Here is a 13,349-nt window from a genome sequence, read left to right on the forward strand (position 1 = left end):
ATGGGCGCATGATCGACCCCACCCCCACTGCCGTCACGGCGACGGCCCGGCTCGCCTTCGCCGTCGCCGCCGTGCTGTCTCTCGGCGGGAACCTGCTCTCGTTCTGGATCGGCTGGCACAAGGACTCGGACCTGGACGCGGGGGCGGGCTACTCGCACGTGTTCGCGCACGGGTGGGAGAACCTGCTGAACCAGCCGACGTACTTCACGTTCCTCTCCAACTTCCTCGTCGGGATCACGTCTCTGCTGCTGGCGCTGCGCCTGCACCGGCCCTCCACCCTCTTCCGGGTGCTGCGGCTGACGGGCGTGGCGTGCATCGTGATCACGGGCGTGGTGTTCAACCTGCTGCTGCGCGACGGCCCCTCGGCCACCCCGCTCGAGGGGTTCAACGACACGGTGCAGCACATCGTCACCCCGATCCTGACGCCGCTCCTGTGGGCCGTCGTCGGCCCGCGGCGGCAGGTGACGTGGCGCGTGGTGGGGCTCTCCACGGTCGTTCCGCTCGCGTGGCTGGCGTTCACCCTGGTCCGCGGCCCGTGGCTGGACTGGTATCCCTACACGATCCTCGACGTCCCCCGGCTCGGCTATGGCGGGGTGCTGGTCTACGTGGTGGCGATCCTCGGGTTCTTCGTGGCCGTGGCCGCGCTGCTGCGCGGCGCCGACGCGGCCCTGGCGCGCGCCGGCGTCGGGGTGGGGGCGGACCGCCGTCGGTGAGCGACGGGGACCCTGAGCGGTCCCGAGGCTGAGCGGCGCCGACGGCGTCGGCCGCCGACGTCGGCCGGTCAGCGCCCCCTCGGCGGGACGATCGCGATGGAGCGGGTGTCCGGGGCGGTGTCCGCCACGTGGTCCATGGCCGCCTGCACGTCGCCGGTGCGCTGGTACTCGGCGTGCACCTGGCGCCACAGGTGGGCGTTGCGGGCGCCGATCGTGTCCGGGTCCAGGATCGGGTCCTGGCCGGCGCGGCGCTGGCGGTCGTAGTCCTTCATGAGGCGGATCGCCATGGGGCTGAGCAGCACGAGCGCGAGGATGTTCACCCACGTGTACAGACCGACGCCGAAGTCCGCGAGGGACCACACGAACGCGGAGGTCTGCACGGAGCCAAACACCATCGAGGCGGCCAGCAGCACGCGCGCGACGGCGATGCACGCCTTCTGCACGCCCTTGTCCGGGATCAGGTAGGCGAGGTTGGTCTCCGCGTAGAACGAGAAGGAGAGCAGCGTGGTGAAGGAGAAGAGGAAGACGGCGACCGCCACGAAGGCCGGCCCGAACGCCGGGAGGACCGTGTCCACGCCGGCCTGCACCCACGCCGGTCCCGCGTCGACGCCGGGCAGGTTCTGCGTCAATGTCGACTCCCCGTCCGGGCCCAGGACGTCGAAGCTGTTGGTGGCCAGGATGACCAGGCCGGTGACGGTGCAGACGAACAGGGTGTCCACGTAGGCGGAGAACGCCTGGGCCAGGCCCTGCTTCACCGGGTGGGACACGTGCGCGGCCGCGGAGGCCTGGGCGCCGGAGCCGGTGCCGATCTCCGTGGAGTACACGGCGCGGCGCACGCCCCACGAGACGGCCGCACCGAGGATGCCGCCGTAGATCGAGTGGGCGCCGAAGGCGCTCTCGACGATCATGGCGAACATCGCGGGGATCTGCTGCCACATCATGGCCACCACGAACAGGCCCACGAGGATGTACGCCGCCGCCATGAAGGGGACGACGAGGCCGACCGTGCGGCCCAGCCGGTGCATGCCGCCGAACACGATGGCGCAGAAGAGGGCCGCCATGGCCACGCCGACCCACAGCGGGTCCCAGCCCCACGCCGCCGTGGTGGCGGCCGTGACGGCGTTGGCCTGGATCTGCGGGCCGGTGACGACGGTGGCGAACACGGTGGCCGCCGCATACGCGAAGGCCAGCCAGCGCCACTGCCGGCCCAGCCCCTCGAGGATGTAGTAGGCCGGGCCGCCGCGGTACTCGCCGCGGATCTTGTGCTTGTAGAGCTGCGCCAGGGAGCTCTCCGCGAGCGCCACCGGGGCGCCGACGATCGCCGTCACCCACATCCAGAAGAGGGCGCCCGGGCCGCCGAGGTGGATGGCCGCCGCGACGCCGGCGATGTTGCCCACGCCGATGCGTCCGCCGAGCGCCATGGCGAACGCCTGGAAGGAGCTCACACCCGCCGACGAGGATCCGCCGTGGACCAGCTGGCCCACCATGTCCTTGACCAGCCGCACCTGCGGCACCGCCATGCGGATCGTGAAGTACAGGCCCAGGGCGAGGAGCCCGACGACCATGGTGAGGCTCCACATGAGCTCGTTGGCGGACGTGATGAAGTTCTCCATGGGATCCCCCAGGTCGACGACGAGTCCGTGTGACTATACCCACACCCGAGCCGGTGACCTGGCCCGAGCCGTCAGGAGAGGGCGGCCGCGGCCCCCGGAGGGCCTGCGCCTCAGACCAGCCCCTTCTCCTTCAGCCAGGCCGCGGCCACCTCGGAGGGCTGCTTCTTCTCCGCGCCCGAGTTCTGCGCGTTCATGGCCATCAGGTCCTCGGTGGTCAGCTCCGCCTGCACGGCGTTGACGGCCTCCTTCACCGGGTCCGTGGCCTTGTCCTGCGCCATGATCGGCACCACGTTCTGCGGGGTGATCATGCCCGAGGGGTCCTCGAGGGTCACGAAGCCGTTGTCCTTGATGGCCGGGGTGGTGGAGAAGATGTTGGCCAGGTCCACGTCGCCGTCGGCGAGGGCGCGCACCGTGAGGGGGCCGCCGCCGTCGCTGATGGCGGTGAACTCCATCGCGTCCTCCGGGACGCCGTAGACCTCGGTCAGCGCGCTCAGGCCGGCGCCGTAGTCGCGCTGGGCGAGCTCGGGCAGGCCGCCGATGCGCAGGGTGCCGTCGTAGTCCTTGAGCTGGTCGAGCGAGGTCAGGCCGTGCTCCTGCGAGAACTCGGCCGTCACGTTGTAGGAGTCCTTGTCCTGGGCCTCGGCGGGCTCGAGCATCACGAGGCCCTGCGGCAGGGCCGCGCGGAGGGCGTCGGCCACCTCCTGCGGGCTCGTGGCGGTGGCCTCCTTGTCGTAGAACCCCAGCAGGTTGCCGGTGTACTCGCCGATGAGGTCGATGGACCCGTCCTCGAGGGCGCTGAGGTACACCTCGCGCGCGCCGATCTGCATCTTGCGCTCCACGGTGATGCCCTTGGCCTCGAGGACCTGGGCGTAGAGCTCGCCGATGATCTCGGACTCCGCGAAGTTCGCCGAGCCCACGGTCACGGAGCCCGAGCCGCCCGCCGACGACGACGACGCACCGGACGCGGCGGCCGTCGTCGGGGTGGAGGAGGCGAGGGGGTCGGAGCCGCCGCCGCACGCGGCGAGCAGCGGGGTGGCGGCCAGCAGGCCGAGGACGGCGCGGCGGCGGGGGTTCGGGACGGAGGCCTGGGAGAAGGCGGCGGCCATGGTGGGGTCCTTTCGAATCGGGGAATGCGGCTCAGGCAGGTGCGCTTCCGGGGCCTGCGCCGCGGTGCGGGCGCAGTCCCCGAGGGGTCACGAGGCGTTGGGCGGTCAGCAGCACCGCGTCGGAGACGAGGGCCAGGAGGGCGATCAGCACGGCGCCGGCGAGCATGGTGGGGTAGTCCTGCACCGCGAGCGCGTCGAACAGGTAGCGGCCCAGCCCGCCGAGTCCGAGGTACGCGGCCACGGACGTGGTGGCCAGCACCTGCAGGACGGCGGAGCGCAGCCCGCCGACGATCATGGGCAGGGCCAGCGGCAGCTCGACGGCGCCGATCAGCTGGGCGGTGGAGTGGCCGTGGGCGCGCGCGGCGTGGACCACCTCGCGGGGCACGGCCTGGAGTCCGGCGTACGTGCCGGCCAGCAGCGGGGGCACGGCGAGCACCACGAGCACGATCACGGTGGGGATGAGCGCCTGGCGCAGGCCGATCTGCAGCACGATCGCCAGGAATGTGAGCAGGCCGAGCGTGGGGAGGGCGCGGAGGGCGCTGGAGAGGGCGACGACGGCGCGCCGCCCCTTGCCCGTGTGCCCGATCCACACGCCCACCGGCAGCGCGATCGCGGCGGCGAGGAGCAGCGCCAGGGCGGAGTAGCCGAGGTGCTCGAGCACGCGGGCGGGCACGCCGTTCTCCCCGCTCCAGTGGGCGGGGTCGGCGAACCACGCGAACAGGTCCGCGATCATCGGGCGCCTCCCGTCGTCGCGGAGGCGTCGGCCGGCGCGGTGGCGGGGTCCCCGCCGAGGGCCAGGGCGGCCGCGGGCCCGGAGCCGGCGCGGTCCTCCGCGGGCGCCCGCCGGGCGCGCCGGGTCCACGGCATGAGCAGGGCGGCCAGGCCCACCAGGAGCGCGTCGACGGCGACGGCGAGGATCACCGTGCCCACGATCCCCGCCCCGATCTCGGCGAGGAAGGCGCGCGCGTACCCCTCCGTGAACAGGGAGCCGAGGGACTGCACGCCGATCAGCGCCCCCACGGAGACGAGCGAGAGGGTGGAGGCGCTGACCACGCGCAGACCGGCCAGGATCGACTCGCCGGCCTGCGGCAGCTCGACGCGCCAGAACAGCTGCCACGGGCTGTGGCCCTGGGCGCGGGCGGCGGTGAGCAGGTCGCCGTCGACGGCGTCGAATGCCTCGGAGGCGCTGCGCACCAGCAGGGCGGCGCCGTAGAGCGTCAGGGCGATCACCACGTTGAGCGGATCGAGGATCCGGGTCCCGATGAGGCCGGGGAGGATCACGAACACGGCGAGCGAGGGGATCGCGTAGACCACCCCGGAGCCGCCGAGCAGGAGGCGCCGGCCGATGCGGGAGGCGTTGGCCAGGCGGGCCACGGGGACGGCGATCAGCAGGCTCAGGAGGATGGCCGGGGCCGCGATGAGCACGTGGCGCAGCGCCAGCTCGCCGATGAGGTCGAGATTGCTCCAGATCCAGCTCACGGGGCCACCAGGGTCCCGGCCACGCGGCCGGCGGCGTCGACGACGGTGGGCGTGCCCGCGCGCTCCTCCACGTGCAGGCGGCGCCGGTCCCCGCCCACGAAGCGGGCCACGAAGTCCGTGGCCGGGCGGAGCAGGACGTGCTCCCCCGTGCCGCGCTGCTCCACGCGGGCGCCCTCGCGGAGCACGAGCACCTCGTCGCCGAGGAGGACGGCCTCGTCGACGTCGTGGGTGACGAAGAGGATGGTCTTGGCGAGCTCGCGCTGGATGCGCAGCAGCTCCGCCTGCAGGTCTGCACGGACCACGGGGTCCACGGCGCTGAAGGGCTCGTCCATGAGCAGGATGTCCGGGTCGGCCGCGAGCGCCCGGGCCACGCCCACGCGCTGGCGCTGGCCGCCGGAGAGCTGGGCCGGGTAGCGCTGCGCGAGCGCCGGGGTGAGGCCGACCATCTCCAGCAGCTCGTGGGCGCGGGCCTTCTCCGCGGCGCCGGCCCGGCCGGCCAGGCGCGGCACGGTGAGGACGTTGTCCAGCACGGTGCGGTGGGGCAGCAGGCCGGCGTTCTGCATGACGTAGCCGATGCGGCGGCGCAGGGTCACGGGGTTCAGGGAGGCGACGTCCTCGCCGTCCACGAGCACGCGGCCGGCGGTGGGGTCCACCATGCGGTTGACCATCTGCAGGAGGGTGGTCTTGCCGCAGCCGGAGGAGCCGAGGAGCACGACCGTGGCGTGGCGCGGGATCTCCAGGCTGAAGTCCTCCACGGCGCGGGTGCCGTCCGGGAAGGTCATCCCCACGTGCTCGAACCGGATCATGCGGGGCCTCCAGGATCGTGACGCGGCGGTGCTGCCGGGCGCGCTCGGGACTCCACCCTAGGACACGCCCGCGGCGCGGGTACAGGGGCGGGGGGCGCAGGTGGAACGTCAGGGGGCCGCGCTCGACGCGTCAGCAGTCCCGGCGCATCACCAGCCGGGGCCGACCCGAGCCCTTGGCCTTCGTCTCCCCCACCACCGCGAAGCCGGCCTTGTCAAACATGGACCACGTGCCGGCGAAGGCCATGGTGAGGTCGATCCGGTCCGGTGCAGCGCCGGCGTCGGCCGCGCGATTGGCGATGGGGTGGGCCTCGACGGCCGGGGCGCCGAGGCGCGGGATCTCCGTGCGCGGACTGATGCTGCACCAGGCCACGGGCTCGCCGTCGGCGTACCCGACGACGCCGGGCGCGACGTCCCGGGCCGCGAGCGCGCGCATGGCGTCCTCGCGGGTCTCGCCGAGCTCGCGCATCTGCGGGGCGGGCGGGCCGTGGGTGGTGCGATCCGGAAATGCCATGGGCTGACGCGGATAGCCCATGACAATTCCAGGTCGAGGTCGGCGCCCGGGGCATCAGACCTGCGGGTTCACCCCTCGAGCTCCCGCACCGTCGCGGCCAGCTCGATGCGACCCTCCATCGGGTCGGCCATGATCTGGCGCAGCTCGGCGTCGGCGAACGCGTCGTCGTCGAACGCCTCCATCAGAGCGATCATCGAGGGGTGCGGGAGCGCACCGCCGGGGGCGTCCTCGAGGAGGTCCACGTCCTGCTCGCCCGCGGTGAACGCCGCGTAGCGCTCCATGCGGCGCGGCAGCACGCCGGTGACGGTCTCGAAGCCCTCCGCCGCGAACGAGGGCGGTACCTCACCCGCCACCGGCAGCGCGAGGACCATCTCGACCGTGGTCGCGCTCCGCGCGCCCGGACGCATCGCCGTCCACATCGGGCCCGCCGGCTGGAGGCCCGCGGCGACGGCGGCCTCGCCGAGCGCCCCGAACTGGTCGTTGGCCCCGGCGTTCGCCGCGTCGGCGTCGAGGGCGTCCAGGTGCAGCTCCATGACGACGCCGACCCACGCGACGGCCTCGGCGGTGCGCTCCCGCACGACCGGCGCGCCGTCGTCGGGACCCTCGGCGTGCGCGCGGGCCAGGGTGAGGGCGCGGTCCTCCAGGTCGCGACGGCGCCGCAGCGCCTCTGCGTGCTCCTCCAGCAGGGCAGGCATCCGGTCGGGCTCCTCGAGGACCGCCTTGACGTCCTCCACCGCGAGCCCGGCGGCGCGCAGGACACGGATCTGCACGGCGGCCCGGACCTGACTCGGGGCGTAGCGGCGGTAGCCGGAGTGCGGGTCGACGTCGACGGGCGCGAGCAGGGCGCGATCGTCGTAGAACCGAAGGGCCTTCACGGACAGGCCTGTGGCGAGTGCGAACTCGCCGATGCTCATCAGGGCGGTCATGGGGTGATCCTCTCTCGGGGGTGCTCCCAGCGTGGGCGCTCCTCCAAGGGGAGGGTCAAGGCGGATCCGGGCGGTCTTGGCGTGGAACGCCTCGGCTCGAGACGCCCGGCACGATTGCGGGCGCGGGGCACGGGCGGCGAGACGAGTCGGCCCGCCGACACCTCAGACCTCCAGCAGCACCTTGATCTCGCGGCGCTCGTCCATGGCCTGGTAGGCCTCGGCGGCCTCGTCGATCGGCAGGCGCTTCGTGAAGACCTTGCCGGGCTGGATCTCGCCGGACTGGATACGCTCGATCAGCTCCGGCAGGAAGCGGCGCACGGGGGCCGGCCCACCCTCGAGGTGGATCTCGCGGCCGAAGAGGGCAGAGCCGTCGATCGTCTGGTCGTGGGAGACGCCCACGAACCCGACGTACCCGCCGGGCCGCACGGAGGCGAGCGCCTGGTCCATCGACTCCTGCGTGCCCACGGCCTCGCACACGCCGTGTGCGCCGTAGCCGTTCGTGAGCTCCTTGACCTTCGCGGCGCCCTCCTCGCCGCGCTCGGCGATCACGACGTCCCCGCCGAACTCACGGGCGAGCGCGGCGCGGTCCTCGTGGCGGGAGAACACGATGACCTGCTCCGCGCCCAAAGTCTTGGCGGCCAGCACCGCGCTCAGGCCGACGGCGCCGTCGCCCACCACCGCGATGGTCGTGCCGGGGCCGGCCTGCGCAGCCACGGCGGCGTACCAGCCGGTGCCGAGCACGTCCGAGGCGGCCAGGTAGTCGGCCAGACGGTCCGGGTCGGAGGGCTCGCCCCCGGGGACCTTCACGAGGGAGCCGTCGGCCAGCTCCACGCGCATGTACTGCGCCTGGCTGCCCGTGTACTCGCCGGCGTTGACGCAGCGGGACTGGTAGCCGGCCTGGCAGATCTCGCACGTGTTGTCCGAGAGCATGAACGATCCGATCACGAAGTCGCCGAGCTGGAGGGTGGCGACCTCCGCGCCCTTCTCCACGATCGTGCCCACGTACTCGTGGCCCATCCGCCGGTGGTCCACCTCGTTGTGGCCGCGGTAGGGCCACAGGTCCGAGCCGCACACGCACGCGGCGGCCAGCTTCAGGACCACGTCACCGGGCTTCTGCACGCGCGGGGTGTCCACCTCCTCAACGACGACGTCGCCCGGGGCGCGCATGACGACGGCCTTCATCGTCTCGGGGATGGCAGGGGTGGTGGAGGTCTGGGCGGTCATGGTCTGTCCTCTCGTCTGGCCCGGCGGTCCGGGCGGCGGTGTGCTGGGACCAGTCTTCCTTCCCTGGACGGTGGGGACGACGGATCGGCGACGCAGGCGGGGCCGGTGGATGGCCGCGTGCCAGCGGTTCGGCAGACCCCTCGAGGCCCCGCTCCATGACGATGCCGCCGAGCCTGGGTGCGTAAATACAGGCACTTCGTCCTGAAACCCGACCCGCGGTGCTTGAGGAAGGTGCTCCAGCCGTCCCGCGACGCAGGCCCCACCCCACACGGGGGCGGGGCCTGCGGCCGCCCCCGCGGGGCCACCCAGGCCGCCACGTGAGGCGACTCGGTCAGGAGGTGGCCAGCGCGTAGGCCGCGCAGCCCTGGATCTCCATGGAAACCGTCAGACGCTCGAGGGAGATGTTGCGGGCCACCGTGTCGTCCGAGGAATGGTATTCGGGCTCGAGGAAGAATCCGTCCCGGTGGAGCCAGCCGAAGTTGCCGCTGTCCACGCCGACCTCGGAGAAGGAGGCGTGGTCGGATCGGCCCATCGGGAAGATCTCGCCCATCTTCGTCCGGTACCCCAGTCGGTCGCCGGCCGCCAGCACAGCCTGGTTCACCGGGTTGGAACGCCCGTTGAGCTCCAGGAGCCAGTACTTCTCGGCCGGCTCCCAGCTGGTGGCGATCATGTCGTTGTTGAAGACCCCGCGCAGCCGGGCACGCTCCGCGTCGGCCAGGTTCCGCGCATGATGCCGCGAGCCGACGAGGCCGACCTCCTCCGAGCCCCAGAAGCCGAAGGAGAGATCGGCCACCGTCGGTGATGTCGCCATGACCCGCGCCAGCTCGAGGCACAGCGCGGTGCCGGAGCCGTTGTCGTTGGCCCCGCGTGAGCCGATGACGCTGTCGTAGTGGGCTCCGACCATCACGCGGTCCCGCGTCCTGCCGGCGGCCCCCTTGCGGCCGGGCCGAGTGCCGATCACGTTGGAGCTGCGGGTGTCGCGGTACTCCATGGTGGTCACGGTCAGCCGGGCTTCACCCGCACGGAGCAGCCCCAGCAGCTGCTCCTTCTGGACCTGGCTGACACCGACGACGGGGATGTCCACGCGCGGGACGGTCAGCCGGGGGACGAAGGCGGGCGCCTGGGACGGGGCCGTGGCGTCGCGGCGGGTGGCGATGACGGCGACGGCTCCCCGCTCGGCGGCGGCGACCGCCAGCGGGGTCACGTCCTCGGTCTGCGTGACCACCCGCATGATCACCACGCCCGTCAGGTCCGCAGGGAGATCGGCCGGGGACGAGGACGGGGCGAGGCGCAGCGATCCGCTGACCGTGACGTCCTGGACCGCCTCGGCGGCGGACCCGACGCCCCATCCGAACCGCGCGTCGAGGCCGGCCCCGGACAGGGTTCCGATCCGCCGGTCCGGCACCGCGAAGCGTTCCACCTCCACGGTGTATCCGGCCTGATCCAGCTGCGCGGCGATGTAGTCCGCAGCGCGGTCCTCACCGGGCGTGCCGGTGTAGCGCTGGCCGATCACCTCGGTGAGGTACGTCAGATCGTCCACGGCTCGGGCGGGCCTGATTCGGTTGATGATCTGACGATCCTGACCCGTCAGGCGAGGCGGCCGGACGGCCCCCGGCCGCGTCGCGTCGACAGCCCACGCCGGCATGGCAAAGGCGGTGGTGGCCGCGCCGACCGCCCCGGCACCGCTGAGGGCCAGGAACGATCGACGGGAGAGGCGGGAGGCGGAGATGGGCATGCGGGCTCCTCAGGAGGCGGGGTGGAAGTGGCACCCATCACACCCCATGTCTGGCCCGGCGACAAGATGGCGTGAGGTCGACCGACACACCCCGCTCGGCTCACAGCGAACGAGCGACGCCGGGCGTTACGCTGTGGCTCCCATCACATCCGACTCCCCTCGGAGGCCCATCGTGACCCTCACCCTGCCCGCCCGGCTCGAGCGCACCGCCGCCGAGCACCCCGACTCCCCCGCGCTGGTCCTCGGCGAGGAGCGCCTGACCTACGCGGAGCTGCAGGACCAGGTCCGGCTCCTGGCCGGGCTCCTGCGCCAGGAGGGCATCGGACCCGGCGACCGCGTCGCCCTCATGGCCCCGAACGTCCTCGCGTTCCCCGTGGTGCTGTTCGCGACGCTGCAGGTGGGCGCCGTCGTCGTGCCCATGAACCCGCTGTTCAAGCGGCGGGAGGTCGAGTACTACCTGGAGGACTCGGGCGCCTCGATGCTGTGGGCGATCCCCTCGCCCGACGCCGCCGAGGCCGCGCAGGCCGCGGGCGTGCCGCTGCGCACCCTGGGCGAGGACGGACTGGCCCCGCACCTGGCGGAGAGCCCCGGCCCGGTGACCGAGGCCACGCCGCGGGACCTCGAGGACGACGCCGTCATCCTCTACACCTCCGGCACCACCGGCCGCCCCAAGGGGGCCCAGCTGACCCACCGGAACATGGGCACCAACGCGGACACCGCGGCGGAGACGCTGATCCAGCTCCAGCACGGGGAGACCGTGCTCGGCTGCCTGCCGCTGTTCCACGTCTTCGGCCTCACGTGCGCGCTCATGGCGCCCGTGACGATGGGCGCCAGCCTGGCGTTGATCCCCCGCTTCGATCCCGCCGTGGCCGCGCAGACCGTCCGGGAGTGCGCGGTGGACGTGTTCATCGGCGTGCCCACCATGTACGGGGCCGTGCTGGCCGCGGCCAAGGACCGTCCGGAGGACCTGGCCAGCCTGCGCCTGGGCGTCTCCGGCGGGTCGGCCCTGCCCGTGGAGCTGCTGCGCCGCTTCGAGGCCACCTTCGACTGCGAGATCCTCGAGGGCTACGGCCTGTCCGAGACCTCCCCGGTGGCGTGCTTCAACCATCCGGGTGAGGAGCATCAGCCGGGCTCGATCGGACGCGCCGTCCGAGGGTGCGAACTGCAGCTGGTGACGCCGGACGGGGCCGTCGTGCCCGAGGGCGACGAGGAGACCCTGGGCGAGGTGTGGATCCGCGGGGAGAACGTGATGAAGGGCTACTGGGGCAAGCCGGAGGCCACCGCCCAGGCCATCACCGAGGACGGCTGGTTCCGCTCCGGCGACCTCGCCCGGCGCGATGCCGCGGGCAACTACTACATCGTGGACCGCACGAAGGACATGATCCTGCGCGGCGGGCTCAACGTGTACCCGCGCGAGATCGAGGAGGTGCTCTACGAGCACCCGGCCGTCGCGGAGGCCGCCGTGGTGGGGGTGCCCCACCCGGAGCTCGGCCAGGAGGTCGCCGCGCACGTGGTGCTCGCCCCCGGCGCGCACGCCACGGAGGCGGAGCTGATCGAGCACGTGAAGTCCCAGGTGGCCCCCTACAAGTACCCGCGCACCGTGAACGTGCGGGACGGACTGCCCAAGACTGCCACCGGCAAGATCCTCAAACGGGAACTGACGCCGGCGGAGTGAGCCCGGGATGACCGCCCAGGCCGGACACACGGTGAGCCTCCCATGACGACCCTGCAGCGCCTGCGCACGGAGGTGGCCCGGCGGTACGCCGCCCTCGACCTGCCCGCCTGGCCTGCCCCGCACCCGGACAGCGCCCCGCCCTGGGAGGAGGAGTACTCCCGGGTGACCGACCCGCAGCGATATCGGATCGCGGCCGCCCGGGCCCGCGTGTGGTCCGAGGTGCTCGCGGAGGCGGGCGCCGCCGTCGCGCCGGACCCGGTGCCTGGCATCCCGCTCGACGAGGCCGGGCGCGCCGACCTGACGGTCCCCGTGGACCGGGCGCTGCGGGTGGCGCCGCCGGCCGGCGTAGACGGCGCCTCCCCCTGGTGGCTGCTGGAGACGGACGTACCCCAGGCCGAGGACGGCGGCGTCCTGCCGGTGATCCGGGTGGCGGTCGGCGCCCCGGGGCAGGTGCACGCGCTGCTCCCGGACTGCGGATGCGACGCCTGCGACCCCGGGTCGGACGAGCTGCTCGAGGCCGTGGACCAGGCGGTCGCGCGCGCGGTCGGGACGGGGGTGAGCCTGCGGGGCCGTCACGGGCAGCGGCGCCGGGACTGGCACGTGCACGGGCGCTCGGACGGCACGGCCGAGGGACAGGGACGGGTCCCGGGATGGCCGTTCGAAGCGCTCACGGACGCCTGCCGAGACCTGGCCGCCGGCGGCCGTCCGAGGCTGCCGCGCGGGACCGAGGCGACCGTGCGGGCAGGGTGGTTCCCGGAGACGTGAGGGGGCGGAGTCGCCGGGTGCCGCCGCTCAGAACAGTGCCGCCACCCCCCGAACAGCGAGCGGGAGGAGCCGCACGGCCCGCACCACGGTGAACGCCGTGACCACCGAGACGAGCACCCACTCCCGCCAGGACCCGGTCCGGCCGAGCAGGGGGAGCCGGAACCGTCCGGAGGACTGCCACCACCGCAGGCGCGCGGGAGGCTCCGGACTGAGCGGCCAGAGCAGGGCCACCCCGTTGTCGGTGAGGGCGTCGCCGAGGATGTGCACGCTCACGCCGACGGCCACGGAGGCGGGGATCCACCACAGCCCGTCGCTGAGGACGGTCGCCGACACCGCGACCAGGATGCCGAGTGCCCACGCGGCCCTCCATCCCCGGTTCGGGAGCAGTCGGAGGGCCTTGGCGGCCACGGCCGCCAGGAACGCGGCGATGACCCCCTGCCCCGGCGTGTAGACGTGCCCCGCGATCGGCACCTGGATGGAGGCGGCCGCCGTGGCGATGGCGGTGAACGCCGCAATCCCCACCAGCGAGTGTGTGCCGCGTCGATGCCCGCCGGCCACGTGGCGGATGCCGCGACTCATCCACTCGGTCAGGGGCGGCAGGGCGTGGACGACGGTGGCGCGGGGGTGGTCCCAGTCGCTGATCATGGCCGCGCCGGCGGTGGTCACGGCGCCGAGCAGCTGGAGTTCGGCGGGCAGGTGCAGCACGGCGACCGGCGACTGCCAGTGCGTGAGCGCCAGCCAGGCCGCGGCGCCGGTGACCGCGTGGGACGGGCCCATCATGGGTGGGGTCCTCTCG

At 73.3% G+C, this 13,349-nt stretch carries 13 protein-coding genes; 3 read left to right on the forward strand and 10 right to left on the reverse strand.

The genetic code is table 11. The features are described 5' to 3' along the window. Positions 1 to 8: 8 nt before the first annotated feature. Positions 9 to 713: a Pr6Pr family membrane protein gene (locus LG274_RS08040; RefSeq protein ID WP_404463835.1), complete on the forward strand. Its 705-nt coding sequence runs from the start codon at positions 9 to 11 to the stop codon at positions 711 to 713. A 68-nt stretch (positions 714 to 781) separates the two neighbouring features. Here the strand turns inward: LG274_RS08040 and LG274_RS08045 are convergent, their stop codons facing one another. The 9 genes from LG274_RS08045 to LG274_RS08085 all read right to left on the reverse strand — a co-directional run bounded on the left by LG274_RS08045 (position 782) and on the right by LG274_RS08085 (position 10,113). Then, the gene (locus LG274_RS08045; protein ID WP_248115841.1) at positions 782 to 2,326 is read right to left on the reverse strand and encodes a sodium:alanine symporter family protein; all 1,545 of its coding nucleotides are present in this window, start codon (positions 2,324 to 2,326) and stop codon (positions 782 to 784) included. 110 nt (positions 2,327 to 2,436) lie between these two features. After that, entirely contained in the window at positions 2,437 to 3,432 is a 996-nt protein-coding gene (locus LG274_RS08050; protein WP_248115842.1) for an ABC transporter substrate-binding protein, read from the reverse strand. Positions 3,433 to 3,463: 31 nt separating this feature from the next. After that, entirely contained in the window at positions 3,464 to 4,165 is a 702-nt protein-coding gene (locus LG274_RS08055; protein WP_298714496.1) for an ABC transporter permease, read from the reverse strand. Continuing rightward, positions 4,162 to 4,911, reverse strand: coding sequence for an ABC transporter permease subunit (locus LG274_RS08060; protein ID WP_366371990.1), 750 nt, complete (start codon positions 4,909 to 4,911; stop codon positions 4,162 to 4,164). Before LG274_RS08060 ends, LG274_RS08055 begins: the two co-directional genes overlap by 4 nt. Then, positions 4,908 to 5,717, reverse strand: a complete 810-nt coding sequence (locus LG274_RS08065) for an ABC transporter ATP-binding protein (protein ID WP_248115846.1) — start codon at positions 5,715 to 5,717, stop codon at positions 4,908 to 4,910. The genes LG274_RS08060 and LG274_RS08065 overlap by 4 nt, the downstream gene beginning before the upstream one ends. A gap of 130 nt (positions 5,718 to 5,847) precedes the next feature. Further along, positions 5,848 to 6,228: a hypothetical protein gene (locus tag LG274_RS08070; RefSeq protein WP_298714505.1), complete on the reverse strand. Its 381-nt coding sequence runs from the start codon at positions 6,226 to 6,228 to the stop codon at positions 5,848 to 5,850. A gap of 68 nt (positions 6,229 to 6,296) precedes the next feature. Continuing rightward, on the reverse strand, positions 6,297 to 7,154 hold the full coding sequence (locus LG274_RS08075; protein WP_248115849.1) for a MerR family transcriptional regulator: 858 nt from the start codon (positions 7,152 to 7,154) through the stop codon (positions 6,297 to 6,299). A 162-nt stretch (positions 7,155 to 7,316) separates the two neighbouring features. Then, positions 7,317 to 8,378 (reverse strand): zinc-binding dehydrogenase, encoded by a 1,062-nt coding sequence (locus LG274_RS08080; protein WP_404463840.1) that lies wholly within the window; start codon positions 8,376 to 8,378, stop codon positions 7,317 to 7,319. Between the two features lie 331 nt (positions 8,379 to 8,709). Next, entirely contained in the window at positions 8,710 to 10,113 is a 1,404-nt protein-coding gene (locus LG274_RS08085; protein WP_404463842.1) for a M28 family peptidase, read from the reverse strand. A gap of 172 nt (positions 10,114 to 10,285) precedes the next feature. Here LG274_RS08085 and LG274_RS08090 point away from each other — a divergent pair, with 172 nt between their 5' ends. Both LG274_RS08090 and LG274_RS08095 read left to right on the forward strand, forming a co-directional pair. Then, positions 10,286 to 11,788 (forward strand): long-chain fatty acid--CoA ligase, encoded by a 1,503-nt coding sequence (locus LG274_RS08090; RefSeq protein ID WP_404463844.1) that lies wholly within the window; start codon positions 10,286 to 10,288, stop codon positions 11,786 to 11,788. Between the two features lie 42 nt (positions 11,789 to 11,830). Further along, positions 11,831 to 12,553 carry a DUF6226 family protein gene (locus tag LG274_RS08095; protein WP_366372000.1) on the forward strand — a complete coding sequence of 241 codons (723 nt, stop codon included), beginning with the start codon at positions 11,831 to 11,833 and terminating at the stop codon, positions 12,551 to 12,553. 27 nt (positions 12,554 to 12,580) lie between these two features. On the opposite strand, the gene LG274_RS08100 is transcribed toward LG274_RS08095, so the two are convergent. After that, complete coding sequence (locus LG274_RS08100; RefSeq protein ID WP_366372002.1) at positions 12,581 to 13,333, reverse strand: metal-dependent hydrolase; 753 nt, start codon at positions 13,331 to 13,333, stop codon at positions 12,581 to 12,583. Positions 13,334 to 13,349 lie beyond the last annotated feature (16 nt).

It is taken from the genome of Micrococcus antarcticus (assembly GCF_044872765.1).
Lineage (GTDB): Bacteria > Actinomycetota > Actinomycetes > Actinomycetales > Micrococcaceae > Micrococcus.